The 26,812-nt window shown below is 57.7% G+C and carries 22 protein-coding genes and 1 pseudogene; 18 read left to right on the top strand and 5 right to left on the bottom strand.

Annotation, left to right across the window (positions count from 1 at the left end; translation table 11 throughout):
* The first annotated feature begins 345 nt into the window (after positions 1-345).
* Positions 346-1,488, top strand: a complete 1,143-nt coding sequence (locus tag PXT33_RS11550) for a ribose-phosphate pyrophosphokinase (protein WP_207698383.1) — start codon at positions 346-348, stop codon at positions 1,486-1,488.
* A 72-nt stretch (positions 1,489-1,560) separates the two neighbouring features.
* Here PXT33_RS11550 and PXT33_RS11545 read toward each other — a convergent pair whose 3' ends face one another.
* The gene (locus PXT33_RS11545; RefSeq protein WP_332376600.1) at positions 1,561-2,895 is read right to left on the bottom strand and encodes an MATE family efflux transporter; all 1,335 of its coding nucleotides are present in this window, start codon (positions 2,893-2,895) and stop codon (positions 1,561-1,563) included.
* Positions 2,896-2,915: 20 nt separating this feature from the next.
* On the bottom strand, positions 2,916-3,830 hold the full coding sequence (locus tag PXT33_RS11540) for a pyridoxal-phosphate dependent enzyme (protein ID WP_097781517.1): 915 nt from the start codon (positions 3,828-3,830) through the stop codon (positions 2,916-2,918).
* A 224-nt stretch (positions 3,831-4,054) separates the two neighbouring features.
* Here PXT33_RS11540 and PXT33_RS11535 point away from each other — a divergent pair, with 224 nt between their 5' ends.
* The 8 genes and pseudogenes from PXT33_RS11535 (at position 4,055) to uvrC (ending at position 10,762) form a co-directional block, all read left to right on the top strand.
* Positions 4,055-4,435 carry a sigma factor-like helix-turn-helix DNA-binding protein gene (locus PXT33_RS11535; RefSeq protein WP_097775061.1) on the top strand — a complete coding sequence of 127 codons (381 nt, stop codon included), beginning with the start codon at positions 4,055-4,057 and terminating at the stop codon, positions 4,433-4,435.
* A gap of 24 nt (positions 4,436-4,459) precedes the next feature.
* Positions 4,460-5,815 (top strand): signal recognition particle protein, encoded by a 1,356-nt coding sequence (gene ffh / locus PXT33_RS11530; protein WP_120080934.1) that lies wholly within the window; start codon positions 4,460-4,462, stop codon positions 5,813-5,815.
* Between the two features lie 92 nt (positions 5,816-5,907).
* Positions 5,908-6,150, top strand: coding sequence for a 30S ribosomal protein S16 (rpsP, locus tag PXT33_RS11525; RefSeq protein WP_005944692.1), 243 nt, complete (start codon positions 5,908-5,910; stop codon positions 6,148-6,150).
* A gap of 17 nt (positions 6,151-6,167) precedes the next feature.
* Positions 6,168-6,401: a KH domain-containing protein gene (locus PXT33_RS11520; protein ID WP_005934928.1), complete on the top strand. Its 234-nt coding sequence runs from the start codon at positions 6,168-6,170 to the stop codon at positions 6,399-6,401.
* A 60-nt stretch (positions 6,402-6,461) separates the two neighbouring features.
* Positions 6,462-6,998, top strand: a complete 537-nt coding sequence (gene rimM / locus PXT33_RS11515) for a ribosome maturation factor RimM (protein ID WP_332376599.1) — start codon at positions 6,462-6,464, stop codon at positions 6,996-6,998.
* Positions 6,999-7,001: 3 nt separating this feature from the next.
* Positions 7,002-8,249, top strand: a complete 1,248-nt coding sequence (gene trmD / locus PXT33_RS11510) for a tRNA (guanosine(37)-N1)-methyltransferase TrmD (protein ID WP_332376598.1) — start codon at positions 7,002-7,004, stop codon at positions 8,247-8,249.
* 341 nt (positions 8,250-8,590) lie between these two features.
* Entirely contained in the window at positions 8,591-8,854 is a 264-nt protein-coding gene (locus PXT33_RS11505; protein ID WP_005920365.1) for an HPr family phosphocarrier protein, read from the top strand.
* Positions 8,855-8,915: 61 nt separating this feature from the next.
* A pseudogene (gene uvrC / locus PXT33_RS11500) lies at positions 8,916-10,762 on the top strand (excinuclease ABC subunit UvrC).
* Between the two features lie 231 nt (positions 10,763-10,993).
* On the opposite strand, the gene PXT33_RS11495 reads toward uvrC, so the two are convergent.
* The 3 genes from PXT33_RS11495 to PXT33_RS11485 all read right to left on the bottom strand — a co-directional run bounded on the left by PXT33_RS11495 (position 10,994) and on the right by PXT33_RS11485 (position 13,494).
* Positions 10,994-11,842 carry a transporter substrate-binding domain-containing protein gene (locus tag PXT33_RS11495; protein ID WP_294648061.1) on the bottom strand — a complete coding sequence of 283 codons (849 nt, stop codon included), beginning with the start codon at positions 11,840-11,842 and terminating at the stop codon, positions 10,994-10,996.
* Positions 11,843-11,979: 137 nt separating this feature from the next.
* Complete coding sequence (locus PXT33_RS11490) at positions 11,980-12,792, bottom strand: amino acid ABC transporter ATP-binding protein (RefSeq protein ID WP_223388895.1); 813 nt, start codon at positions 12,790-12,792, stop codon at positions 11,980-11,982.
* Between the two features lie 18 nt (positions 12,793-12,810).
* Positions 12,811-13,494 carry an amino acid ABC transporter permease gene (locus PXT33_RS11485; RefSeq protein WP_097775067.1) on the bottom strand — a complete coding sequence of 228 codons (684 nt, stop codon included), beginning with the start codon at positions 13,492-13,494 and terminating at the stop codon, positions 12,811-12,813.
* Positions 13,495-13,897: 403 nt separating this feature from the next.
* Between PXT33_RS11485 and PXT33_RS11480 the strand changes: the two genes are divergently transcribed.
* The 9 genes from PXT33_RS11480 (at position 13,898) to PXT33_RS11440 (ending at position 26,766) form a co-directional block, all read left to right on the top strand.
* Entirely contained in the window at positions 13,898-14,887 is a 990-nt protein-coding gene (locus PXT33_RS11480; RefSeq protein ID WP_343252055.1) for an NAD(P)H-dependent glycerol-3-phosphate dehydrogenase, read from the top strand.
* A gap of 215 nt (positions 14,888-15,102) precedes the next feature.
* Entirely contained in the window at positions 15,103-15,900 is a 798-nt protein-coding gene (locus PXT33_RS11475) for a zinc dependent phospholipase C family protein (RefSeq protein WP_097781521.1), read from the top strand.
* Between the two features lie 208 nt (positions 15,901-16,108).
* On the top strand, positions 16,109-17,365 hold the full coding sequence (locus PXT33_RS11470) for an MFS transporter (protein WP_332376590.1): 1,257 nt from the start codon (positions 16,109-16,111) through the stop codon (positions 17,363-17,365).
* A gap of 651 nt (positions 17,366-18,016) precedes the next feature.
* Entirely contained in the window at positions 18,017-19,435 is a 1,419-nt protein-coding gene (locus PXT33_RS11465) for an insulinase family protein (protein WP_347070329.1), read from the top strand.
* On the top strand, positions 19,417-20,766 hold the full coding sequence (locus PXT33_RS11460; RefSeq protein ID WP_347070328.1) for a hypothetical protein: 1,350 nt from the start codon (positions 19,417-19,419) through the stop codon (positions 20,764-20,766). The genes PXT33_RS11465 and PXT33_RS11460 overlap by 19 nt, the downstream gene beginning before the upstream one ends.
* A gap of 377 nt (positions 20,767-21,143) precedes the next feature.
* A complete protein-coding gene (mgtE, locus tag PXT33_RS11455; RefSeq protein ID WP_097775072.1) occupies positions 21,144-22,505 on the top strand; it encodes a magnesium transporter in 1,362 nt (453 codons plus the stop codon).
* A gap of 486 nt (positions 22,506-22,991) precedes the next feature.
* A complete protein-coding gene (locus PXT33_RS11450) occupies positions 22,992-24,044 on the top strand; it encodes a substrate-binding domain-containing protein (RefSeq protein WP_097781525.1) in 1,053 nt (350 codons plus the stop codon).
* A 163-nt stretch (positions 24,045-24,207) separates the two neighbouring features.
* Entirely contained in the window at positions 24,208-25,749 is a 1,542-nt protein-coding gene (locus PXT33_RS11445) for a sugar ABC transporter ATP-binding protein (RefSeq protein WP_005944656.1), read from the top strand.
* Between the two features lie 18 nt (positions 25,750-25,767).
* Positions 25,768-26,766 carry an ABC transporter permease subunit gene (locus PXT33_RS11440; RefSeq protein WP_298638246.1) on the top strand — a complete coding sequence of 333 codons (999 nt, stop codon included), beginning with the start codon at positions 25,768-25,770 and terminating at the stop codon, positions 26,764-26,766.
* Positions 26,767-26,812 lie beyond the last annotated feature (46 nt).

Here is a 26,812-nt window from a genome sequence, read left to right as displayed (position 1 = left end):
CTGCCGGGGAGGGCGAACGAGCGAAAACAGCAGCATCTCCGCTGCCCGGCACACTGCATTTTTATCTCCCGGAAGAGCGATCCCGGGAGACTGCTCAGACAAAGAAAAGTCTTACTTTTCCACGGAAATCAGCCGAAATTTGCGAAATGGCAAAGAATCGGCTGTCTTTTTGTCGAAAACACACATTCTCTTTGAGAAAAAAGAAAAACAGCTGTGCAAGGCGCAGAAAATCCTGACATGAAACAAATTGATATGGCAGAATCGACGAAATGTGATAAAATAAAACCAGATATGCGCTCTTGTGTGCATGATACGGATCGTAAACAGCAATAAGGAGTTATGACTATGTCTATTGAAATTTCCCCGAAGTCGTTCTTTGAGCAGCCCAGCGTGGCAGATATGCGGCTGATCTCCTGCCCCGGTGCAGAGGAACTGACCGGCCTGATCGACAAGCATCTGGTCCGCTGGGCCAAGGCTGCCGGAATTGACAAAGAGACCTTCATTATTCCTTGCGACTGCCCCCGCTTCCAGAGTGGCGATGCCAAGGGTCTGGTGAAGGAGTCGGTGCGCGGCGACGATATCTTCATCGTGGTCGATCCCGGCAACTACAGTGTGACCTACAAGCTGTTCAACTACGAGAACCACATGTCTCCGGACGATCACTTCGCCAACCTGAAGCGCCTGATCCAGGCAGTGGCCGGCAAGGCACACCGTGTGTCGGTCATTATGCCCAGCCTGTACGGCGGCCGTCAGCACCGCCGTGTGGTGCGCGAAAGTCTGGACTGCGCTGTGGCCCTGCAGGAGCTGCAGACCATGGGTGTGCGCAACATCATCACCTTTGATGCTCATGACCCCCGCGTGCAGAACGCTGTGCCGCTGATGAGCTTTGATAACGCAATGCCCACCTATCAGGTGCTGAAGAGCCTGCTGAAGAAGGACCCGGACCTGTCCTTTGATAAGAGCAAGTTTACCGTGGTCAGCCCGGACGAGGGCGCCATGAACCGCAACATGTACTTCTCCAGCGTGCTGGGCTGCAATCTGGGCATGTTCTACAAGCGCCGCGATTACACCCGCGTGGTGAATGGCCGTAACCCCATCGTTGCCCACGAGTATCTGGGCGAGAGCGTGGAAGGCAAGACCGTCTTTATCGCAGACGACATCATTGCTTCCGGCGAGAGCATGCTGGAGGTCGCCAGCAACCTGAAGGAGCGCGGCGCTGCCAACATCATCGCCAACGCCACCTTCCCCCTGTTCACCAGCGGTCTGGACAAGTTCGACAAGGCTGTGGCCGAGGGCAAGCTGACCTATGTTGTGGGCACCAACCTGACCTACCGGATGCCTGAGCTGCTCACCCGCGACTGGTATGTGGATGTGGATGTTTCCAAGTACGCTGCATACTTTGTGGTGGCTCTGAACCACGACATGTCTGTTTCCAGCATTATCGACCCGCTGAAGAAGATCGAGAATCTGCTGGCAAGCCGCAAGTAAGTTTAATACGAAAAAAGGCTCTGCATCCTTGCGATGCAGAGCCTTTTTCGTATCACAAATCAAATAAAACGATTATAATTCGTCTCCATGGCTGCGCAGATACCGAACCAGCATGGGCAGCTCGTAGAGCAGCATGACGACCCAGCCCACCGCATAGCTGTAAGGCAGAGCTTCGATCTCCATTTTCCACACCAGCACGAACACCGCAGCTGCCGCCACACGGAACACCATGTTGAAGGTGCTGGACACCAGCGTGACCTTCAGATCGCCAATGCCGCGGAAGAAGCCCTGAATGCCGTTGGTGAAAGCGGGCATCAGGTAGAACAGGGAAACCGTGCGCAGGAAGCGCACGCCCAGATGGACGACCTCCGGGTCGGTGACGAACAGCTTCATGATAAAGGGCGCACCGGCAAAGCATACAACGGCGATCAGCACGCCGTAAGCGGCCTCGATGCGCATACCGCAGTGGAAGCCCTGCTTCACACGGTCGTGCTTGCCGGCACCCCGGTTCTGCGCCATGAGGGTGGTCATGGCGTGGCCGATGTTCTGCTGCGGGGTATAGGCAAAGTCGTCAATGCGGGAAGCAGCGGTAAAGGCAGCCATAGCGTTGACACCCATGGTGTTCACGATGGCCTGCACCGCGATCTTGCCAAGCTGCACGGTGGCTTGCTGCATGGCGCTGGCCCAGCCGTAGCTGACCGTTTTGCGCAGCAGCTTGCCGTCAAACACCAGCCAGCGCCTGCCCAGCTGCAGGATGGGCACCTTCCAGCGGATGTACAGTACGCACAGCACGCAGCACAGTGCTTCGCTGACCACGGTGGAAAGGGCGCAGCCGTTGCTGCCCCAGTTCAGCACCTGCACAAAGAACAGGTCGCCGCCGATGTTCAGCACAGAGCTGATCATCAGGAAATACAAGGCACTCTTGCTGTCGCCCAGTGCACGCATGGTGGCGGCAAGGAAGTTATAGAAGAAGGTGAAGATCAGGCCTGCAAACACGATGCGCAGGTAGCTGACCGCAATGGGCAGGATATCGGCGGGCACCTGCATCAGCTGCAGCAGGGGCGTGGCCAGAATGACGCACAGCGCCGAGAATGCCAGCGAGAACACGGTGCCTGCAATGGCGGTGGTGGATACCTGACGCTCCATCAGCTGGGCATTACCGGCACCGAATGCGGTACTGACCAGAATGCCGGCACCCAGACACATGCCGTTGATAAACAGGATGGCCAGAGTCATGAGCGGGTTGGAAGTGCCGACGGCGGCAAGAGCTTCCTCGCCCACGAACTTGCCCACGATGATGCTGTCGGCGGCGTTGTAGGTGAGCTGGAACAGGTTGCCAAGTACCAGCGGAATGGTAAAACGGATCAGGAGCGGTGTAATGGCTCCCTTTGTCATGTCGTTTGTCATGGGAACGCTATGATTTCTCCTTATAATGTATTTACGATCTGCCGTCCGGGCAGGATGGCAAGGGCAGAGCGGCTGGCACCTACATGGATGAGCTGTGCGGCCGCCTGCAAAACGGCACCGGATGCCACCGAAGCCGGGATGGCATCGGTGCGCAGCACCTTTTGCGCGGCCCGCTGCGCGTCGGTGGTGTTCACCGCCACCACGTTGTCCACCACATAGGCGTTGAAGTTTTCCGGCACAAAGCCGTAGCCCAGATCGCTGATGCCGTGGGGGCCGGTCAGGCCGCCGCCCAGCGCCTGCGATTCGTAAGGCTCCACGGCGGCGATGCGCACATCGTTCGTCCATGCCTTGATGGTCTCGCCCACACCGGTCACGGTGCCGCCGCTGCCCACGCCGATCACGATAGCATCCACGGCGCTTTTGCCCTCCCGCGCGATGCTCTGCACAATGGCAGGGCCGGTAACGCGGCGGTGGTACTCCGGGTTATCATCGTTGGCAAGCCAGTCCATGTAGTACCAGCCGTTGGCGGCGGCGGTCTGTGCCGCCAGACGGCGGGCACCGTTCACACCGCTGCGGGCCGGGCTGTGGCGGATCTGCGCACCCAGCCGCAGCAGGGTCTCCTGCCGCAGGGCGGGGGCATCCTCCGGCATCACCAGAACCACCGGGTGACCGGCGGTCAGGCCCGCCAGCGTGAGCGCAGCGGCAAACGGGCCGGAGGCCGCTTCAATGATGGGCTGACCGGAGATCAGCTTCTTTTTTTCAATGGCAAGGGCCAGCATCCCTTCGGCAAGGCCGTCCCGGGCCGTGCCGGTGGGGCCTGCAAAGTCCAGATAGGCATACAGCCGTCCCTTCAGCCCGCAGGCGGCAGCATAGCCGCGCAGCTCCACGATGGGGCAGGCGCTGAGCGTCTGGTAAAAATTGGGGTAGATCGGCACGAAGACCCTCCTTTCATGGGATACAACAATATTATCCTAACGCAAAAGGACTGCGCGCGTCAAGATGCGTTTTAGCAAAAACGGCGAATTTTTGGCAGATTTTCTGGAAAAATCTCCGAAAGGCTCTTGACAGGATGCGGTGCATCTGCTATACTTCATCCGTAAAGCAAATGAACTTTACATCACTTCTCGAAAGTACAGGCACAAAACCGGGGGATCAGAGGATGGCAAAAGATCTGGAAATGGGCTATCTGCTGGACTTTTACGGCGAGGTGCTCACCGAGAAACAGCGCGAAATGCTGCGCCAGTATTACAACGATGACCTTTCGCTGAGCGAGATCGGCGAGAACTTCGGCATCACCCGTCAGGGTGCGCGGGATGCCATCAAGCATGGCGAGAACGCGCTGAAGGAGCTGGAGGAAAAGGTCGGCTTTGCGGCGCGTTACCGCCGCGTGCAGCAGAAGCTGGAAGAGCTGGAGCAAATGGTGATCGATGCACGGTTCGAGTGCACCGGCCCGCAGGGCCTGACCACCACAGAGTACGAACACCAGCTGACCAAAATGTTAAAGCTCATCCGCTCCATCGACGAAGCAAACGAGAGCTGAAACCTGTGAAAGGAGCACCGTACAATGGCATTTGAATCCCTTACCGACCGCCTTGCCGGTGTGTTCAAAAAGCTGCGCGGTCACGGCAAGCTGACCGAGGCAGATATCAAGGCCGCGATGCGTGAGGTGCGCATGGCCCTGCTGGAAGCCGATGTCAACTACAAGGTTGCCAAGGACTTCTGTGCAAAGGTGTCCGAGCGCGCCATGGGTCAGGAGGTCATGGAAAGCCTGACCCCGGCACAGCAGGTGGTCAAGATCGTCAACGAAGAGCTGGTTGCTCTGATGGGCGGCAGCGAAGCGGCCCGCCTGAACATCAAGAACAAGGGCCAGACGATCATCATGCTCTGCGGCCTGCAGGGCAACGGTAAAACCACCCACGCCGCAAAGCTGGCAAAGTACTTTATCAAACAGGGCCGCCGCCCCATGCTGGTGGCCTGCGATATTTACCGCCCTGCGGCCATCGATCAGCTGCAGGTGGTGGGCAAACAGGCGGGCGCACCGGTGTTCACCCTGCCGGGCGCAAAGCCGCCGGAAATTGCAAAGAAGGCGCTGGCACACGCCAAGGATTACGGCAATGATATCGTGATCCTGGATACCGCCGGCCGTCTGCAGATCGACGATGTGCTCATGCAGGAGCTGGTGGATATCAAGGAAGCCGTTCCTGTGGACGAGACCCTGCTGGTGGTGGATGCCATGGCTGGTCAGGATGCCGTGAACGTTGCCAAGACCTTCAACGAGAAGGTGAGCATCGACGGCATCATCCTCACCAAGACCGACGGCGATACCCGCGGCGGTGCGGCACTTTCGGTGCTGGCCGTCACCGGGAAGCCCATCAAGTTCCAGGGCACCGGCGAAAAGCTGGACGATCTGGATGTGTTCCACCCGGACCGCATGGCAAGCCGCATCCTTGGCATGGGCGATGTGCTGAGCCTGATCGAGCGTGCGCAGGAGACGGCCGACGAAAAGGCAGCCGAAGAGACCGCAAAGCGGATGATGGAGAACAAGTTCGACATGAACGACATGCTGGACCAGTTCGCACAGATCCGCAAGATGGGCGGTGCAGGCGCGATGCTGAGCATGCTGCCTGGCGGCAGCGGCATCGATCCCAGTCAGGTCGATGAAAAGGCGTTCGACCGCATCGAGGCCATGATCTATTCCATGACCAAGGAAGAACGCGAGAAGCCCTCCATCATCAACCCCAAGCGCAAGCGCCGCATTGCAGCAGGCAGCGGTACCACCGTGGCCGACGTGAACAAGCTGCTCAAGCAGTTTGAAATGATGCAGAAGATGATGAAGCAGTTCAAGAAAAGCCCCAAGGGCTTTGCTCGCCGCCTGGGCGGCATGATGGGCAACCCCAATGCCTTCCGCGGACTGAAATAATTTTTGTGATACAACCCCCTTGCGGGTTTGTACAATATAATCAACATGCGCCCGCAAGGGCCGCACAAAACAATTTTTGGAGGATATTTACCATGGCAGTTAAGATTCGTCTGCGCCGCGTTGGCGCCAAGAAGGCTCCCTTCTATCGTGTTGTTGTTGCTGACAGCCGCTTCCCCCGTGACGGCCGTTTCATCGAAGAGATCGGCACCTACGATCCCAACAAGGAGCCTTCCGAGATCAAGATCGACGCTGAGAAGGCAAAGCAGTGGATCGCCAACGGCGCACAGCCCACTGATACCGTTCGCGTCCTGCTGAAGAAGTCCAACGTTCTGTAAGTAGGGAGGGCTGACTCATGCAGGAGCTGTTGCTGGCAGTTGCCCGCGGTCTCGTGGAGGATAAGGAAGCCGTTAAGGTCACGGTGGACGAGCCTCGCGAGGACGGCACCATCGTCTACCACCTGAGCGTGGCAGAGGGAGATATGGGCCGTGTCATCGGCAAGCAGGGCCGGATCGCAAAAGCCATTCGTGTGGTGATGCGCGCGGCTGCTGTGCGGGTCGATGAAAAGGTCCTTGTTGAGATCGACTGAGCACCCTACAGGCCCTTTGCCCTTGCGGCAAGGGGCCTTTTTGATTATAGGAGCAAGATTATGCAGCAATATCTGGAAGCGGGCAAGGTCGTGACCACCCACGGCGTGCGCGGCGAAATGAAGCTGGAGCTTTGGTGCGACGGCGTCAACTTTCTGAAAAAGGTGGGCAGGCTGTACCCCTCGGCACAGGGCGGCAGGGCCTATAAGATCGTGTCCATCCGCGCACAGGGCCAGATGGCTCTGCTGCAGCTGGAAGGCGTGGACGATATGGATGCTGCCCGTGCGCTGCGGGGGCAGGTGTTCTACTTTGACCGCAATGATGCCACCCTGCCCGCAGGCCGCTGGTATGTGGCCGACCTGATCGGGTGCGAAGTGCGGGATGCTGACACCGGCAGGGTGTACGGCGTTGTGACCAGCGTGGATCACCCCGGTGCACAGGATATCTACACCGTCAAAGCATCGAACGGCAAGGAATACATGTTCCCGGGCGTGGATGCTTTTCTGAAAGAGCGCAACCCGCCGGAGGGCTATCTCCTCGTTACCCCCATTCCGGGCCTGCTGGACGATGACTTTGACAGCGAACGGGAGGAAGAGTGAGCCATGGGAATGCGTGTGGACATCGTGACCCTGTTCCCGGAAATGTGCCAGCAGGTGCTGGATGCCAGCATCATCGGGCGCGCGGCAAAGAAGGGCTTTATTGAGACCCACTGCCACCAGATCCGGGACTACACCCTGAACAAACAGAAGCAGACCGACGATTACCCCTACGGCGGCGGCTGCGGCATGGTGCTGTACGCTCAGCCCATCGCAGACTGCCTGCGTGCTGTGCAGCAGGAAGTGGCTTCACAGGGCCGTCCGGCCCCGCATATCGTGTTCCTGACGGCAGGCGGCCAGCGCTACACCGAGGAGCACGCAAAGCGGCTGGCCCAGTACGATAACCTGACACTGGTATGCGGCCACTATGAGGGCATCGACGAGCGTGTGATCGATGCTTTTGCGGATGAAGAGATCTCCATCGGTGACTACATCCTCACCGGCGGCGAGCTGGCCAGCCTTGTGGTGGCGGACAGTGTGCTGCGCCTGAAGCCCGGCGTGCTGGCTGAGCAGAAGGGCTACGAGGAAGAAAGCTACTGGGACGGCCTGCTGGAGTATCCCCAATACACCCGCCCCGAGGTGTGGGAAGGCCGCGCCGTGCCGCAGGTGCTGCTGGGCGGCGACCACCAGAAGATCGATGCATGGCGCGGGGAACGGAGCCGGGAGCGCACCCGCCTGCGCCGCCCGGAGCTGTACGAGAAGTGGTGTGAGACCCACCCTGTGACCGAGTTGCCCAAGTGGAAGCGCGGCGAGAACATGCGCCTTGTCAAGACCGACGAGCAGTTTGCTGCTGCCGCCCGCATCTTTGTGGAGGGCCGCCGCACCACCTGTGCCGAGAACTGGACCCCGGAATACTGTGCCAGCCTCAACGAGGAAGAATATCTTTTGCAGCTGCGGCAGGAAAAGGCCGCAGGCTGGGTGTGCTACCTGCACACCACCAAGGATGTGCCGGACGGCATCGTGAGCATCAACCACAAGGTGGGGCACATCGAACATCTGTTCGTCACTGAAAAAGCCCGCGGCAGGGGCATTGGCATGAAGATGCTGGACTTTGCCCGCAGGAAGCTGCCGGAGCACCCGCACCCGGTGCTGAGCGTGCTGAACACCAACACCCGCGCCATAGCGCTTTACACCCGCATGGGCTGGAAGCTGACCAGCGGCACCGAGCTGGAGTTCACGCCGGAGCAATATCCGGCTGTGGTGAAAAAGTGTGCTCTGGTCTGGATGCGGTACGAGGGCAGCGCACAGAAGTAACTCCGGGCGGCAGCTGCAGGTGCATCGGACAGCGAAAAAGGCACGAAAATGGATGCTCGGGCCAGAGGGTATGGTGCTGGAAACGCACAAAAACGGCCGAGATATTGCCCGACGGTCGAAAAAATGTTGAAAACTTTTGTATCTACCCTCTAACCTTCGGGGAATAATTTTATTATCTTTGTATAAATAATGAAAAATGGGCCGCTTTTCATTGGAGAAACCGCCAAAAATGCGCCGGGGGGCTGTACAACCGTTTCGACTTGCGCTAAAATAATCGTAACGCAACAGGCACAGGATACAGATTCTATACCCAAAACGATATTAGATAGGAGCGCTTTACTATGTACGTGAAAGAAGTTACCGTTGAAAATCAGGTTGGTCTGCACGCTCGTCCGGCTACCTTCTTCATCCAGAAGGCTAACGAGTTCAAGTCTTCCATCTGGGTCGAGAAGGAAGAACGCCGCGTGAACGCAAAGAGCCTGCTGGGCGTTCTGTCTCTGGGCATCGTGGGCGGTACCACCATCCGCATCATCGCTGACGGCGCTGATGAGCAGGCTGCTGTTGACGGCCTGATCAAGCTGGTGGAGTCCGGTTTTGCTGAGTAATTTGTGTCTATAAATGGAGCGGCGGGGGAACCTGCCGCTTTTTGTTTTTCAAGGAGAATCCATGACCAAAGCTGAACTGTATCAGAAAGCCTGTATGCTGCCGCTGCTGCCCGGCGTGTATATCATCCGGGATAAGACGGACACCATCATTTATATAGGCAAGGCAAAGCGGCTGCGCATCCGGGTGAGCCAGTATTTCCGCGAGGGCGTGCCCCACGACAACAAGGTCAGCCAGATGATCGCCCATGCCTATGCCTTTGACGTGATCGTCTGCCAGAGCGAGTTTGAAGCGCTGGTGCTGGAAGCCAGCCAGATCAAGGCCCACACGCCGAAGTATAACATCCTGCTCAAGGATGATAAAGGCTACAGCTATATCAAGGTGACAAAGGAGCCATGGCCCCGGCTCTCCTTCGTGCTGCAAAAGGAGGAGGACGATGCCGAGTATATCGGCCCCTATACCTCCAGCTTTGCGGCGCGGCAGATGGCAGAAACCGCCATGGATGCCTTTCTGCTGCCAAGGTGCAATAAGCGCTTCCCGCAGGAGATCGGCAAAGGACGCCCCTGCCTGAATGCGCACATCGGCAAGTGCATGGCAGTGTGCAGCGGCAGGATCAGCTGCGAAAACTACAATCAGGCCGTCAAGAGCGCCGTGCACCTGATTCGCTATGGCAAAAAGGACATCCTGAAGATCCTCAACGAGCGGATGCAGGAGGCCTCGGACCGGCTGGAATTTGAGACGGCGGCCCTGCTGCGGGACCAGATCGCAGCCATCACCAAGGTGAGCGCCGGGCAGAAGGTCATTGTGGACCCGGATGTGGAGATGGATGTGGTGGCGCTGGCAGGCACGCCGGACAGCGTGTGTGCGGCGGTGCTGCGCTTCCGGGACGGACGGCTGACCGATAAGCGGGAGTTTTTGTTCCACGATACCTCGGACATTGCCGCCGTGCGGGAGGAATTTCTGCCCCGGTATTATCTGGATGACGAACAGATCCCCAAGATCATTGCGGTGGACGAGCTGCCGCCGGACAGCGACGCTTTGCAGCAGGCGCTGAACGAAAAGCGCGGCAATGAGGTGCAGCTGTACGTGCCCCAGCGCGGCGATAAGGCCCATCTGGTGGAGATGGCCCACACCAATGCGGTGGAGCGTCTTGCCCGGGAGAGCGGCCGCTATGCCCGGGAGGAAAAGCTGCTGGACGAGCTGGCGCAGGTGCTGGGCCTTGCAAAGCCGCCCCGTGCCATTGAGAGCTACGATATCTCCAACTGGGGCGATGGCTCCAGCGTGTGCGGCATGGTCACCTTCAAGGACGGCAAGCCCTACAAGGCGGGCTACCGCAAGTTCAAGATGAAGACCGTTGCGGGCACTGACGACTATGCATCACTGGCAGAGACTGTCTCCCGGCGGGCAGCAGAGTACGAAAAGTACGCAGAGCTTGCAAAAAGGGAGAACCCTGCAGCAACTGGTTCGGGCAGAAGCCGGATCTGCTTTTGATGGACGGCGGCAGGGGGCAGGTGAGCGCGGCAAAAGATGCACTGGCCGGGACTGCCCTTGCGGATGTGCCGCTCTACGGCATGGTGAAGGATGACCACCACCGCACCCGCGCCATTGTGGACAGCGACGGCCGGGAAATTGCCATCAACATGAACCGGGGCACCTTTACCTTTATCACGGCCATTCAGGACGAGACCCATCGCTTTGCCAATGCCTATCGCAAGCAGCAGATGAAGCAGAAGAGTTATTCCTCCACCCTGACGGAGATCCCCGGCATCGGCCCCAAAACGGCAAAGGCACTGATGGCCCAGTTCAAGAGCGTGGGCGCGGTGAAGGAAGCCACGCCTGACCAGCTGGAAAATACCCCCGGCGTGGGCAAACAGACGGCACAGATCATCTACGCATATTTTCACGCATAAAACCCTCTCAGTCATCGCTGCGCGATGCCAGCTCTCCCGAAAGGGAGAGCTTTTTGCATTCAGATGCAATGAATGTGCAGAGCTGAAAAAACGCGATTGATGCATTTGCCAGTTATGGCCCTTCCCGTGAAAAGGCAAACCCCGGCAGACCGCAGTCTGCCGGGGTTTGCAATATTAAAATAAATTTACCGCTGAAAATGCCCAGAGCAAAGCGGAGGGCATTCAAATGATTCAGTTCTCCGCAGAAATATCCTGACCGAAATACTTCTCGCTCAGCTCCTTCAGGGTGCCATCGGCACGCAGCTCCTCAATGGCGGTGTTGATAGCATCCAGCAGGGTGGCGCTGGCATCGCCCTTGCGCAGAGGAATGGCAACGTGGGAGGCGTCCTCGGTCTGGGCCACCAGCTTGAAATCTGCGTCCGGATGGACGTTCAGGTAATCGTAGAAGGAAACATCAGCGTTCAGGGTGGCGTCGATGCGGCCTGCGGTGAGCAGCTGGATGGTCTCTTCCAGCGTGTCGATGCCCTGTACGGTGGCACCATAGCTCTCGGCCAGTTCCATGTAGGTGGAAGCAAGGCTGTTGGCGGTGGTCTTGCCCTTCAGGTCCTCAAAGCTGGTGATCTCGTCGTTATCCTTGCGGACGGCAAGGGCAGTGTGGATGTAGCCGTAGGGCTCGGTGAAATCATAGGTCTTGGCGCGCTCGTCGGTCACTTCCACGCCGTTGCACACGATGTCGTAGCGGCCTGCGTCCAGACCGGCAAACAGGCTGTCCCAGTCGCTTTCGACGTACTCCGGCTCCACGCCCAGCTTTTCGGCAATGGCGCGGGAGACTTCCACATCGTAGCCCACCAGAGTATCGGATTCGTCGTGGTAGCTCCAGGGCTGCCATGCGCCTTCCAGGGCGACGATCAGCTTGCCGCTGGACTGGATGTTGGACAGCTGGTCGCCGGCAGCAGGAGCCACAGAGGCGGCCGTGCCGGAAGCAGCGGTGCTGCCGGAAGAATTGGAGCAGCCGGACAGAGTCAGCACGCCGGCAGCGGCCATGACGCTCATAAGAGAAATAAAAGTTCTGCGTTTCATAGTTGGATTCCCTTTTCTCTATAAAAATATTTGTGAAATAAACTCCTTCAGGCAAAGAGGGAGACTTTCTGGTTTTGCCAAAGGCCCCATCCCGGAGGGGGCTGTCTGCGAAGCAGACTGGGGGAGTTGGTTAAACCTCACTCGGTGTGAGCGATCTTCCGCAAAAATTCGCGGGTACGCTCCTCTTTGGGGTTGGCGAAAAACTCATGCGAGGGAGCCTGCTCCACTACCACGCCGTTCTCCATGAAAACGGTCTTGGAGGAAACATTGCGGGCAAAGCCCATCTCGTGGGTGACAACCAGCATGGTCATGCCCTCTTCGGCCAGCTGCCGCATCACGGCCAGCACTTCGCCAGTCAGCTCCGGGTCAAGGGCCGAAGTCGGCTCGTCAAAATAGATGATCTCCGGGTCGGAGGCCAGTGCCCGGGCAATGGCCACGCGCTGCTGCTGGCCGCCGGAAAGCTGGCGCGGATAGTAGTCGGCTCGGTCGGCAAGGCCCACCTTTTCCAGCATCTTCATGCCAACGGTATCCGCCTGCTCTTTGGGCATTTTGCGGGCAATGATGAGGCCCTCGGTCACGTTCTGCAGGGCAGTCTTGTTGCGGAACAGATTGTAGCTCTGGAACACAAAGGCCGTCTTTTTGCGCAGCCGGGCAATGTCGGCACGGCTGGCCTGGGCAAGGTCGAACGTCTCACCGTCAAAGGTGAGCTGGCCTGCGTCGGCAGTCTCCAGAAAGTTCAGACAGCGCAGCAGGGTGGTCTTGCCGGAGCCGGAGGGGCCGAGGATGGCCACCACATCGCCCTTTTCCACGGTCAGGTCCACGCCGCGCAGCACCTGCAGCTCGCTGGTCACTTTGCGTGCACCGGGCCGGTGGAAGATGCTTGCCTGCAGGCGGGGCTTTGTGTAGGTGAAAAAGGATTTGTGGACGTTTTTGATCTCTAACATGGACATGGTTGCCACACTCCTTTCTTACTGGAAGCCGTGGGCGTTGAGCCGACGCTCCAGCAGTGCCTGCAGCTTGGTGATGACCGTGCAGAACAGCAGATACACCACGGCCACCTCACAGTAGATGGGCAGGAAGATGTAGGTGCGGGCGGCCACGCGCTGACCGGCCATGAACAGCTCAGCTACTGTGATATTGGACGCAAGCGAGGTGTCCTTGATCATGCCGATGAGCGAGTTGGAGAGGGCGGGCACTGCGGTGCGCAGGGCCTGCGGCAGCACGATGCGGCGCATGATCTGCCACCAGCTCATGCCCACGCAGTAACCGGCTTCCAGCTGGCCCTGCGGCACGCTTTCCAGTGCGCCGCGCATGGTCTCGGCACAGTAGGCACCCTCGTTGAAGGCAAAGGCGATGACCGCAGCAGGGAAAGCGTCCAGCATGATGCCCACGCTGGGCAGACCATAAAAGATGATGAACAGCTGCACCAGCAGCGGTGTGCCGCGGATGACCCAGATGTAGAACCGCGCGATCTGCCGCAGCACCGGCACATTGGCGTACTGCACCAGCGCAACGGCCACGGCAATGATCATGGCAAAAAAGAAGGAGACCAGCGTGAGCGGGATGGTCATGGTAAGGCCTGCCGTAAGGATACGGGGCAGGGCCTCCGCCAGCACGCTGACCGTACGGTTGGAAAGAAATGCTTCAAACATGAAAAATGTTCCCTCAGAACGGTATTCAAATACTTTGTAAATCGTAAGAACAAAGGTATTATAAGGCTTGGAGTGCGCTTGAAGTCAAGGGCTTTTTCTAAAATTCCTACAAAACCTACCAGAATACTATAGCATGAATCCGGATGGAGTGCAAACGGTTTGCTCAAAACGCGTGATGTGTACAAAAACGGACGACCCATCTGGAAAACTTTGTGCAATGCGGCAAGCGGTTGACGGCGCACCGGCTTTCGTGTACAATGAACATAACAACGCGCACCGGGCTTGGCCCGGCACAGGCGCAAATTCACCGCAGAGGGTGCAGTGCCCTTTGCGCGGTGCAGACACGGAGGACACGAACGTGACGAAGAAAAAAATTGGCGTTCTGGGTGCAGGTACCTGGGGCATGGCTCTGGCACGGATGCTGTGTGTCAGCGGCAATGATGTGCAGGTGTGGTCGGCGCTTCCGGCTGAGGTGGAGAACCTTTCCGCTACGCGGGTGCACCCCAATCTGCCGGGCATGAAGATCCCGGAAGAGCTGCAGTTTACCAAGAGCATTGAGGAAGTGTGCACCGGCAAGGACGTGCTGCTGTTTGCAGTGCCGTCGGTATTTGTGCGCTCCACCACGGCAAAGGCCCGGCCTTACATCCCGGACGGCCAGATCCTTGTGGACGTTGCAAAGGGCATGGAGCCGGACACCTTATATACCATGACCGAGGTCATCGCCGACGAGCTGAACCGTGAGGGCGGCCCCAAAGGGGTAAAGCTGGTAGCGCTCTCCGGTCCCACCCACGCCGAAGAGGTGGCGCTGGATCTGCCCACCACCATCGTTTCGGCCTGCCCGGATGAAGCCGCTGCCGAGTATGTGCAGGATGTGTTCAGCAACACCTGTATGCGTGTGTACACCAACGCCGACATCAAGGGCGTGGAGCTGAGCGGCGCGCTGAAGAATGTGATTGCGCTGGGTGTTGGCATCTCCACCGGCCTTGGCTACGGCGACAACGCCCGCGCAGCCCTCATCACCCGCGGCATTGCCGAGATCGCCCGGCTGGGCGTGGCCATGGGCTGCAACATCCACACCTTTGCGGGTCTGGCCGGTATCGGCGACCTGATCGTGACGGCGACCAGTATGCACAGCCGCAACAATCGTGCGGGCATTCTGATCGGCAAGGGCAAAAGCCCGGAGCAGGCCGTGAAGGAGGTCGGCATGGTGGTGGAGGGCATCAATGCACTGCCTGCCGCTATGGAGCTGGCAGCAAAGTACAATGTGGAAATGCCCATTGTGCAGACGGTGAACGCCATCGTGAAGGAGGGCATGAGCGCCAGCGACGCGCTGCGCACCCTGATGGACCGCAACCGGAAGAACGAGATGCCGCAGGGCTACGAAAAAGTCTGAATTTTAAGGGAGAAGGCACAGCTGTCTGCAGATGGCTGTGCCTTTTTTGCTGCGCGGCCTGCCCACTGGCCGAAAACACAAAATAATTCAAATTTTTTACCAAAATCAGACGTAAAAGGGTAGAAGGTCGGGAAACTTTCTGCTATACTGAAACAGAACGCAAAAACCGGGGGACGTTTTGTGCACCCTGTCGGAGAGAAAGAGAGGAATCTGCCATGCCGTCAACTTATGCACACCGCCGCTTTGGCACCAATGTGCTGGAACATCTGCCGGATGAACTGCGTGCTCAGCTGGAACAGAACCGTGAGCTTTACGATATCGGCCTGCACGGGCCGGACCTGCTGTTTTATTACCATGCTGCCAAGTCCAACCCGGTGGGTGCATTGGGCAACGCCATGCACGAGGAGCCGGGGCGGGTCTTTTTTGACCGGGCGCGCAGGGTGGTGCACTGTGAGGCAGACCGGGATGCTGCACTGGCCTATGCACTGGGCTTTGTGTGCCACTTTGCGCTGGACAGCACCTGCCACCCGTATGTGGAGCAGTTCACCCGGGAAAGCGGTGTGACCCACTGCGAGATCGAGACCGAGTTTGACAACATGCTGCTGCGCCGGGACGGATACGACCCGCTGAAGTTTTTCACAGCCAGCCATATCCATCCGTCGGAACAGAATGCAAAGGCGATCGCGCCCTTTTACGAGGGCATCTCGGAGCAGGTGGCGCTGGACTCGCTCAAGGGCATGATCTCAGTGCACAGGCTGCTGCAGGCATCCAATCCTGTCAAGCGATGGGTGGTGCTGACCGGCATGAAGGTGGTGGGCAAATACGACATGCTGCACGGCCTTGTGGCAGATCCGCAGCCGAACCCGAAGTGCGTGGAGAGCGGCAAGCGGCTGGAAGAACTGTATGCGCAGGCGCTTCCGCTGGCAGAAACGCTGATCCTGGAGTTTGTGGCAAAGCTGGACACGGACCAGCCCCTGAGCAAGGCCTTTGACCACACCTTCGGGGAGTTCTGAGCAAGTCGATGCAGGCCAGCAGGGAAAGATGCTGTTTCCCGCTACGACCCTTTTGGTGAAAATGTGTTTGGAGCGCTCCGCAGAGCGCGACAAACACGAAAATAAAAACAAAATTTCCGCTGTAGATGGCCAAAGCGAATGCGGCGGCCATTTTAAATGGTGAAATCTAAAAGAGGGGGCACCGCCCGGCGGTGCGAGAGGAAACAAGATGAAACATGAAAAATTCAAGGTGACCCCGCTGGAGCGGTCATGGATCCTGTACGATGTGGGCAACTCGGCCTTTGTGCTGATGATCGCCACACTGGTGCCCATTTTCTTTAATGCGCTGGCCGAGGCCGGGGGATTGAGTCCGGTGAACTATCTGGCCTACTGGGGCTATGCAAGCTCGGTGGTCACGGTGATCACGGCAGTGCTGGGGCCGATTTTGGGCACGCTGGCCGATACCAGAGGCTTTAAAAAGCCCATCTTCATGCTCTGCCTGTTCGTGGGCGTGGCAGGCTGCTGTGCTATGGGCCTTGCCACTACATGGCTGCCGTTCCTGATTATCTTCATCCTTGCAAAGATCGGCTTTTCGGGCAGTCTGGTGTTCTACGATTCCATGCTGGGCGATGTGACCACCCCGGAACGCATGGATGTTGTGTCTTCGCAGGGCTATGCATGGGGCTACATTGGCAGCTGCGTGCCCTTTGTGGTGTGTCTGGCGCTGGTGCTGGGCAGCGGGGCCATCGGCCTGAGCCAGATGACCGCCCTTTCCGTGGCGCTGCTCATCACCGCTGTGTGGTGGCTGGGCACCACCCTGCCGCTGCTGCGGAACTATAAGCAGATCAACTATGTGGAGGTAGAGCAGCACGCCATCCGGCAGAGCTTTGTGCGCATCGGCCACACCCTCAAGCATCTGCGCGAGGATAAGCAGGTGTTCTGGTTCCTGCTGGCCTTCTTCTGCTACATCGACGGCGTGTATACCATCATCGATATGGCCACCGCCTACGGCACGGCACTGGGGCTGGAGACCACCGGCCTTTTGCTGGCCCTGCTGGTAACGCAGATCGTAGCCTTCCCTTCGGCGCTGATCTTTGGTCGGCTGAGCGCAAAATATCCGTCCAGCCAGCTTATCCCGGTCTGCATCGCAGCCTACACCGGCATTGCGGTGTTTGCCTTCTTCCTGACCAGCCAGTGGCAGTTCTGGGTACTGGCCGTGCTGGTGGGCATGTTCCAGGGCGGCGTGCAGGCACTGAGCCGCAGCCACTTTGCCAAGATCATCCCGGCTGAAAAATCCGGCGAATACTTTGGCCTGTTCGACATCTGCGGCAAGGGTGCGTCCTTCCTTGGCACCATGATCGTGAGCGTGGGCAGCCAGCTGACCGGCAGCGCCAATGTGGGCATTGGGATGCTGGCGCTGCTGTTTGCAGTGGGCTTTGTGCTGTTCCGGGTGTCCTGCCGGACTGAGGGTGCAAAACAGGTGTAAAAAATACGATTTAAAATTGCCGATGCTTTCGCTTTGGCAATATCAGAGGAAATATTATTTTATAATTTTGCAGACAAGCCAGTCCTGCGGGGCCGGCCTGTTTCCTTTTTCACGGGAAGGGCGCAATGGCAAACGGCATATTGCCGCTGTCAGCCGCGCAGCAGATAAAGCACAAACTTACCCGTACAGCTCGTCGCGTAAGCGACTCAAAATCGGCGGAACACAAAAAATCCTTTAGCGCAGCGACTTGGATTTTTTGTATGGAGCCTAACTGCTTTGGGGTCTAAAAGGGGCGAGCAGCCCCTTTTTCATGGATCCAGCGCGTTGAAATCGCTGTGACCTTGCTGTGCTGAACACACAGCATTTGCTGCGCAAACCGGTCTGCGGCTTAAAAGCCCCACTGGGGCTTTCATGCCCTGCGGGCACCGCCGTCCTTTCTGGTTCTCTTTTGCAACCAAAAGAGAACATACCTGGCGGTAATGCTTTTTACAAAAGGCATTAAACTCAATCTACGCGAAAACGCTCTGTACGGGAAGCAAATGGTTGAAAATCGTCCTTCTGGTTATTATTAACAAACCGGTAATTGTGTTTTTTGCCCTCGAATGATACAATAGTGTCAAACGATTTCAAAACCACAAAGGAGAAAACGAAATGGAACGATTTCCCGGTTATACCCTCGTGCGTACCGAGGACTGCCCTGAACAGCACGGAACCCTGACCGTGCTTACCCACGATGTGAGCGGTGCCACGGTGCTGCTGGTGGAAAATGAGGATACCAACAAGGCGTTTGGCATCGGCTTTGGCACCTTCCCGTCCGATGACACCGGCGTGTTCCACATTCTGGAGCACTCGGTGCTGGCAGGCAGCGAAAAATACCCGGTGACCTCGCCGTTCTTGCAGCTGCTCAAAAGCAGCATGGCATCTTTCCTGAATGCGATGACCTTCCCGGATAAGACGGTCTACCCGTTCGCTACGCCCAATGAGACCGACTTCAAAAACCTGATGGATGTCTACCTGAACGCGGTGTTCTGCCCGCTGGCCATGGTGGACAAGAGCGTGTTTGAGCAGGAGGGCTGGCACCGCAGTGCCGACGGCACCGTGAGCGGAGTGGTGTACAACGAGATGCAGGGCGCTCTGGCTGCACCGGATGCTCAGTTGGAAAATGCACTGGAACGGGCCATGTTCCCGGATACGGCCTACGGCTTTGTTTCCGGCGGCGACCCGGCCAGCATCCCGGCGCTGACCTATGAAAAGTATAAGCGAGTATATCACCGCCACTACAGCGCCGACAACTGCTGCATTACCCTCTATGGCAAAATGGATATGGCTGAAAAGCTGGAACTGCTGGACAGGGATTATCTTTCAAAAATGCCCAAGGGCACCAGCCGTCCGCAGCTGACCGTGCAGCACGAGCAGGCGGGTGCCTGCGTGGAACTGCCCTACTATACCGAAAACCCGGAGCCGGACGAGGTGCAGTGTGCTCTGGCATGGTACACCGGTGCCTTTGCAGACCGGGAGCGTCAGCTGGGCGTGGAGATCCTGCTGGATGCCCTGCTTGGCACCAATAACTCCCCGCTGAAGGCGGCGCTGCTGGCCGAAAAGCTGGGCGCAGATATTGACATTGGCTTTGACGACAGCACCCTGCAGCCGGTGCTGGAACTGGTGCTGCGCGGTGCCACCGAGGAGAGCGCCCGCAAGTTTGCTGCCGCTGTGCGCAAGGCGGTGGACGGCATTCTGGCCGAGGGCATCCCGCAGGAACTGCTGTTGGCTTCGCTGAACGCAGCAGAGTTTGCATCGCTGGAGCGCCCGGGCACCCTGCCAGACGGCGTGCTGGATGCCATCAACGCTTCTACTGGCTGGCTGCACACCGGCGACCCCGCCCTGCTGCTGCACACGGACAGGCTGTTTGCTTCCCTGCGGGAAAAGATGGCCGATGGCTGGTTCGATGAGCTGCTGCGTGAGCTGTTTGCACCGGCTCCGGTGCAGGTGGTGCAGGTGCCCACCCTGCCTAAAAAGAGGAGGGCGAACCCATCCGCACCGACGGCAAGCTTGTGCTGGAGCACCCGCTGACCGTTGCCGACCTTGGCGACGGAGCAAGGACGGCCCCAGGCGAGCGGGAACTTCTGGCCGGTGCGCAGCTGGTGCATCACCCTTCGGCAGGCAGCCTGTACCTGAACTTCTACTATGACCTTGGTAATGTGAAGCCTGAGGACATGCCGTATCTGGACCTGCTGACCGATGTGCTGGACGAGCTGGACAGCACCGAACACACCGCTCAGCAACTGAACACTCTGCGCAGCACATGGCTGGGCGACAGCCGCACCCAGCTGGACATCTGGACTGGGCGGCAGGAGGGTGCACCCTGCCATGCCAAGCTGAGCCTGTGCCTGAGCCTGCTGGAACGCAGTCTGGAAAAGGCTGTGGAGCTGGGCGGCGAATGGCTGTATGATACCACCCTTACCGGCCCGGCGGCAGAAGCTGCTTTTGCACGGGTGCTGAGCCAGCAGAAGTTGAACATGGAACAGCAGTTCATCCAGCAGGGCAATGTATACGCAGCCACCCGCGCCAGTGCCCACTACACGGTGGACGGTGCGGTGAGTGAACGCTGCAGCGGTGTGAGCTATTACAAGTTCTTGTGCGGCGTGCAGGAGCGCGGCAATTGGGCAGCACTGGGCGAAAAGCTGGATGCCCTGCGCACAGAGGTGCTGCAGCACGCGGAGCTGACGGTCAGCCTGTACGGCAGCGAGGATGCCCTTGCAAAGCTGCGCACTCTGCTGCCGGACAGCCGCTTTGCTGCCGAGGGCCGCGCTGCGGCAAAGCCCTATGTGGAGCCGCTGACACCGCCGGTGAACGAAGCGTTTATCATTGACGGCGGTGTGAACTACGATGTACAGGTATGGCCCATGGAGCGCCGCAGCGACCGCAAGGCGCTGGCCCGCGTGATGAGCTACGAATACCTGTGGCACAACATCCGTGAGGTGGGCGGCGCTTACGGCACCGGAATGCTCTCCTCGGACGGCGTGGAATACCTGTACACCTACCGCGACCCCCATGTAAAGGAAAGCTACGACACCTTTGCAAAAGGTCCGGCAGAACTGGCAGCACGGGAGTACACCGAAAAAGACCTGAACGATTTTATTGTGGGTACTGTGGCCAAGCTGGACACCCCCCGCAAGCCGCGTGCTGAGGCCCGCGAGACGGACCGTCGGTATTTCTGCGGCATCACTGATGAAATGATGGCGGCAGACCGCAAGGCCCTGTGTGCGGTGGATGCCGCACTGCTGAAGGAGCAGGCCGCAGAGCTGGGTGCCGCCATGGCAAACGGCGTGCGGGTGGTGTTTGGCAGCAAGGATGCTGTGGAAGCCGCAAAAGACCTGTTTGATACGGTAGAGACCCTGTAAGCAAAGAGCCTTCCATCCCGCCCGGGACATGCTCTGACAGGATAAAAGTGCCTGATGATACGAAAAATGTCATCGGGCACTTTTACTTTTTGTAAAGAAACGGAAAAATTTAAAAAGCAGGGTTGACGCGGCAAAAAAGCAGTGGTAAAGTAATGGGCGGAAAAGGCAAAAAGTGTCTTTTTACAACAGGAAAACGAGGTGGTTGTCATGGAACCTGCTGGCAGTAGCAGCAGTCTTTCTCCCCGATTATTTTATATGATGGCAGCCGCCGTTTCTGCTTTGTGCAGACCCTGCTGTGTGTGAATGCACACGGTGCGTGTTTGTGTTCCCTGAAAAGAAGAAACGAGAGCTGCCACTGAAAAGGAGGCAGCTTTTTTATGTCTGAAATCTCGATCGATACCCTCAAGACCATGCTGGCAAATCTGGACGATGCCAAGAAATACCAGAGCCTGCGGGATGTGATGGAAACTCTGCCCGCGCCCGACCTTGCGGCGGTATTTGAGGATCTGCCTGCAGAAAAGCTCCCGGTGCTGTTCCGTCTGTGCCCGAAGGATCTGGCCGCAGATGTGTTCACCGAACTGACCCCTGAGACCCAGCAGAAGCTGATCGACGGCCTGACCGATACCGAGCTGAAGGCTGTTGTGGACGAACTGTTCGTGGACGATGCCACCGACCTTGTGGAGGAAATGCCTGCCAACGTGGTCAAGCGCATTCTGGGTCAGGCCGACCCCACCACCCGCCGCATGATCAACGAGCTGCTCAAGTACCCGGAGGACTCGGCCGGCGGCGTGATGACCACCGAGCTGATGGAGCTGCGGCCGGACATGACCGTGGCACAGGCCATGGAGGCCATCCGCAGGAATGGCTTTGACAAGGAGACCATCAACAACTGCTATGTGACCGATGACAGCCGCAGGCTGATCGGCGTGGTGTCCCTGCGGGCGCTGGTGCTGGCAAAGAACACAGAAGAGCCTATCAAGGACCTGATGGATTCCAATGTGGTCAGCGTGAGCACCACCACCGATCAGGAGGATGTTTCCAACCTGTTCGAGAAATATGGCTTTCTGGCTATTCCGGTGGTGGACGCCGAGAACCGGCTGGTGGGCATCGTGACCATTGACGATGCTATCAGCATCCTGCAGGACGAGGCCAGCGAAGATATTGCAAAGATGAACGCAATCGGCCCCTCCGACAAGCCCTACTTCAAGCAGAGCATGTGGGATCTGTATAAGAGCCGTGCGCCGTGGCTGCTGTTCCTGATGATCAGCGCCACCTTCTCCAGCATGGTCATCCGCGGATACGAGGATGCACTGGCCGCTGTGACCGTGCTGACTGCATACATCCCCATGCTGACCGACGCAGGCGGCAACGCGGGCAGCCAGAGCACTTCCACCATCATCCGCGGCATGGCAGTGGGCGATATCCAGCCCCACGACCTGCCACGCATCCTCTGGCGCGAGAGCCGCGTAGCCCTGCTGTGCGGCGGCACGCTGGCCGTATGCAACTTTGTAAAGCTGCTGGTGTTTGACCGCATTGCGGCTCCGGTGGCACTGGTGGTGTGTCTGACCCTGATCTGCACCATCCTGCTCTCGCAGATCATCGGCGGCATTCTGCCGGTGGCGGCAGAAAAGCTGCATGTGGATCCGGCCGTGATGGCTTCACCCCTGATCACCACCATTGTGGATACCACCACGCTGCTGATCTACTTCAACATTGCAAAGATGCTGCTGCATCTGTAAAAGATACTCGGATCGAGATGCCCGGAGGCTCAGGAAAGCTTCCGGGCATTTTCTTTGCAAAAGGCGGGCGGCAGGAACCGGGAATGGCAGGCGATTTGCAGAAAATTGCAGAAATGAAGCGAAAAAATGCGGAAGAACAGGGATGAACTATTCCTGAAAATATTTTTCAAGATATACAAGAAATGAAAAAGCTGCAAAAACCGGACGATGCAACATTTTGTAATCTTTTTGAGAGAAAAATGACATAATTTTTTTGCTTTTGTAGGGAGGTTGCAAATGTATGAAAAATTGTGATGTTTCGAGAAAAGAAATTGGCGAGCCCAAAAAGCATTTGTTGAAATAGCACAAAAGAACTCCTTCAATCTTGTGAACTTGTTCTCTTGAACAGTGGGGTGCTGCAAGGGTATAATACGAACAGGAATTACAGGTGCATGCAAGATTGCTCCTGTGAAAATGCTGAGATACGAATTGAAGGAGAACATTATTATGAAAATGATTTCGCGTCGTGACTTCCTGAAGGCATCTGCTGTTGTTGGTGCAACTGCTGCTATGACCGCCTGCGGCGGCTCTTCCAGCACTTCTACTGCTGCTTCTTCTGTTGCTGCATCTTCTGCTGCTGCTTCCAGCGCTGCTGCAACCAACGGTTCCGCAAACATCGGCGTGTGCATCTATCAGTTTGCTGATAACTTCATGACCCTGTACCGCTCCGATCTGGAAGAGTACCTGAAGGACATGGGCTACTCCGTCACCATCATGGACGGCAAGAACGACCAGAACACCCAGACCGAGCAGATCAACACCTTCCTGCAGCAGGGCGTGGACGTGCTGGTCATCAACCCCGTGCAGACCACTTCCGCACAGACCATCGTTGATACCGTCAAGCCCTCTGAGACTCCTATCGTCTTCATCAACCGTGAGCCCGACAAGAGCGTTCTGGACTCCTACGCAGACAAGTGCTGCTACGTTGGTGCTGACGCACGTCAGTCCGGTACTTATCAGGGCGAGCTGATCCTGGAGACCGAGACTCAGGGCGATATCAACGGCGACGGCAAGATCACCTACATTATGTGCAAGGGCGACCCCGAGAACATCGATGCTCAGTACCGCACCGAGTACTCCATCAAGGCCCTGACCGATGCAGGCAAGGAAGTTGAGTGCCTGTACGAGTACCTGGACAACTGGGATCAGACCACCGCTCAGCAGGACGTTGCAAACGCTCTGTCTCAGTACGGCGACAAGATCGAAGTTGTCTTCTGCAACAACGACGCAATGGCACTGGGCGCTCTGCAGTCCATCCAGCAGGCAAGCCGCACCGTCGGCAAGGATATCTATCTGGTCGGCGTCGATGCTCTGGCAGAGGCTGTTCAGGACGTTCTGGATGGCAACATGACCGGTACCGTGCTGAACGACGACGTGGGTCAGGCTACCGCAGCTGCTGAGGCTACCAAGCTGTACGTTGAAGGCTCCAAGGTCGAGCAGTACTACTGGGTCGACTATGTGAAGGTGACCAAGGACAACGCTTCCGAGTACGTGAAGTAAGACCAAAGTTTTCCTGAAACAATGCAAGGTGCGCAGTGGACCTTGACGGCTTGAGCAAAGCTATAAAGCGCGTGCGTGCGAGAAATATTCTCCGCGCACGCGCCTTGTTTTGAAAAAAGGTTTTTCTGCGGCCTTATAATAAACGACAAGGAGGCTCTGCGGAATGTCAGAATACCGTCTGGTAATGAAAGGCGTGGTCAAGACCTTCCCCGGCGTCAAAGCGCTGGATCACGCCCAGTTGGAGCTTCGCCCCGGTAAGGTCATGGCGCTGATGGGTGAAAACGGCGCCGGTAAGTCCACACTGATGAAATGCATGTTTGGCATTTACAAGATGGACGAGGGCGAAATTGAATACGAGGGCGAAAAAGTTACCATCACCACCCCTCTGGATGCACTGAACCGCGGCATTGCCATGGTGCATCAGGAACTGCAGCCGATCCCGGCACGCACCGTGGCCGAGAACATCTGGCTGGGCCGCTACCCCACCAAAAAGTACGGCCCTGTTACGGTGGTGGATCACGCCAAAATGTACAAGGATACGGAGGAGCTGCTGAAAAAGCTGAAGCTGGAGATCAATCCCCGTGCAAAGCTTGGCTCTCTGAGCATCGCACAGATGCAGATGGTGGAAATTGCAAAGGCTGTTTCCGCAAACTGCAAGGTGCTGATCCTGGACGAACCCACTTCCTCACTGACCGCAAACGAAGTTGAGTCGCTGTTCCGCATCATGCGCGAGCTGAAGGCTTTGGGCGTGGCACTGGTCTATATCAGCCACAAGATGGACGAGATCAAGGTGATCGCGGACGAAGTCACCATCATGCGCGATGGCCAGTACATCGGCAAGTGGGACGTTGCCAACATGACCAAGGAAGAGATCATTGCAAAGATGGTCGGCCGTGAGCTGTCGAACCTGTATCCCCCGCTGGAGAACCATCCCTCGGACGAGGTGATGATGAAGGTGGAGGACTTCACCTCCATCCATCCGCGCTCCTTCCGCCACTGCAGCTTCGAGGTCAAAAAAGGCGAGATCCTGGGCGTGGCCGGTCTGGTGGGCGCACAGCGCACCGAGCTGATGGAAGGCATCTTCGGCCTGCGTGCCCATACCTCCGGTAAGGTGTGGATCAAGGGCGAAGAGGTGAACATCAAGCAGCCCCGCGACGCCATCCAGAAGAGCGTGGCTCTGCTGACCGAGGACCGCCGTGCCACCGGCATCATGGGTGTGCTGAGTGTTGCGGATAACATCTCCATTGCATCGCTGGATGCCCTGCGCAAGGGCCCCATCATGCTGGACGACAAGAAGATCCTGGATCTGGTGGCTACCAACAAGGAAAAGATGGCCATCAAGGTGCCCAGCCCCAAGACCCAGATCAAGAGCCTTTCCGGCGGCAACCAGCAGAAGGTGCTGATCGCCCGGTGGCTGGCCAACAACCCCGATGTTCTCATTCTGGACGAGCCTACCCGTGGCATCGACGTTGGTGCAAAGTACGAGATCTACTGCATCATCGCCGATCTGGCCAAGCAGGGCAAGAGCATTATCATGATTTCCTCTGAAATGAGCGAGATCATCGGTATGTCCAACCGTGTCATGGTCATGTGCGATGGCCGTATCACCGGCTTTATCGACGGCAAGGATGCCACGCAGGAGAACATCATGGCGCTGGCTACCCAGTTCGAGACCGCACCTGACGCAGCTGCGGCAAATCAGTAATTAAGGAGGCTGTCTATCGTGGAAGCTACCAAAAAATTGAATGGCAAGGCTGTGGGCAAGTGGCTCAGCAACAACGCCATTATCATGATGATGCTGGCCATCACTCTGATCGTTGGCATCATTCACCCCAACTTCTTCTCCGGCACCAACATGATCAACCTGTTCAAGAACGTGTCCATCCGCTACATCATCGCGCTGGGCATTTCCGGCTGCCTGATCACCACCGGTAACGATCTGTCCGCTGGCCGTCTGGCTGGTTTTGCCGCATGTCTGGCCTGCATTTTTGCGCAGACCGAAGGCGCTTCCGGCAAGTTCTACCCCAATATGCCCACCCTGTCCACCCCGGTGGTGTTCATTCTGGTCATTGCCATCTGCGCCATCGTGGGTCTGTGCAATGGTCTGGTGGTCAGCTACCTGAAGGTGCAGCCCTTCATTGCTACCTTGGGTATGCAGCAGGTGGTCTACGGTATCTGCCTTGTGTACACCGGCGGTACCCCCATCGGCTCTTTGAACAAAAACTTCACCTCTCTGGCCTCCAACACTATCATCGGTGTGCCTGTGCTGATCTGGATCGCTCTGATCGTGGCCGGGTGCTTCTGGTTCCTGTACAACAAGACCCGTCACGGCAAGTACATGTACGCCATCGGCGGCAACGAGGCTGCTGCTGAGGTGGCCGGTGTCAACGTCAACGCCACCAAGATCCGCATCTACATCCTGGCTTCCTGCATGTTCGGTCTGGCAGGCTGCCTGCTGGCTGCAAAGTCCGGCGGCGCATCCGTCAACACCGCACAGGGCTATGAGCTGGACGCCATCGCAGCCTGCACCATCGGCGGTGTTTCCACCACCGGCGGTGTCGGCACTGTGCCCGGCGTTCTGGTCGGCGTTCTGGTCTTTGAGCTGATGAAGGTGGCGCTGCAGTTCATGAACGTGAACTCCTCCTACACCTACATCGTTCAGGGCCTGGTCATTATCGTGGCTGTGGCTATCGATATCCGCAAGTATCTGGCAAAGAAGTAAGAGCTTTTTCTGTGGGTCGTCTGCTTTTGGGCAGACGGCCCGCTTT

The sequence above is a fragment of the Faecalibacterium taiwanense genome, assembly GCF_036632915.2.
GTDB lineage: Bacteria > Bacillota > Clostridia > Oscillospirales > Ruminococcaceae > Faecalibacterium > Faecalibacterium taiwanense.
Note: the sequence above shows the minus strand (reverse complement) of the source record. Positions and strands in the feature narration are given on the sequence as shown.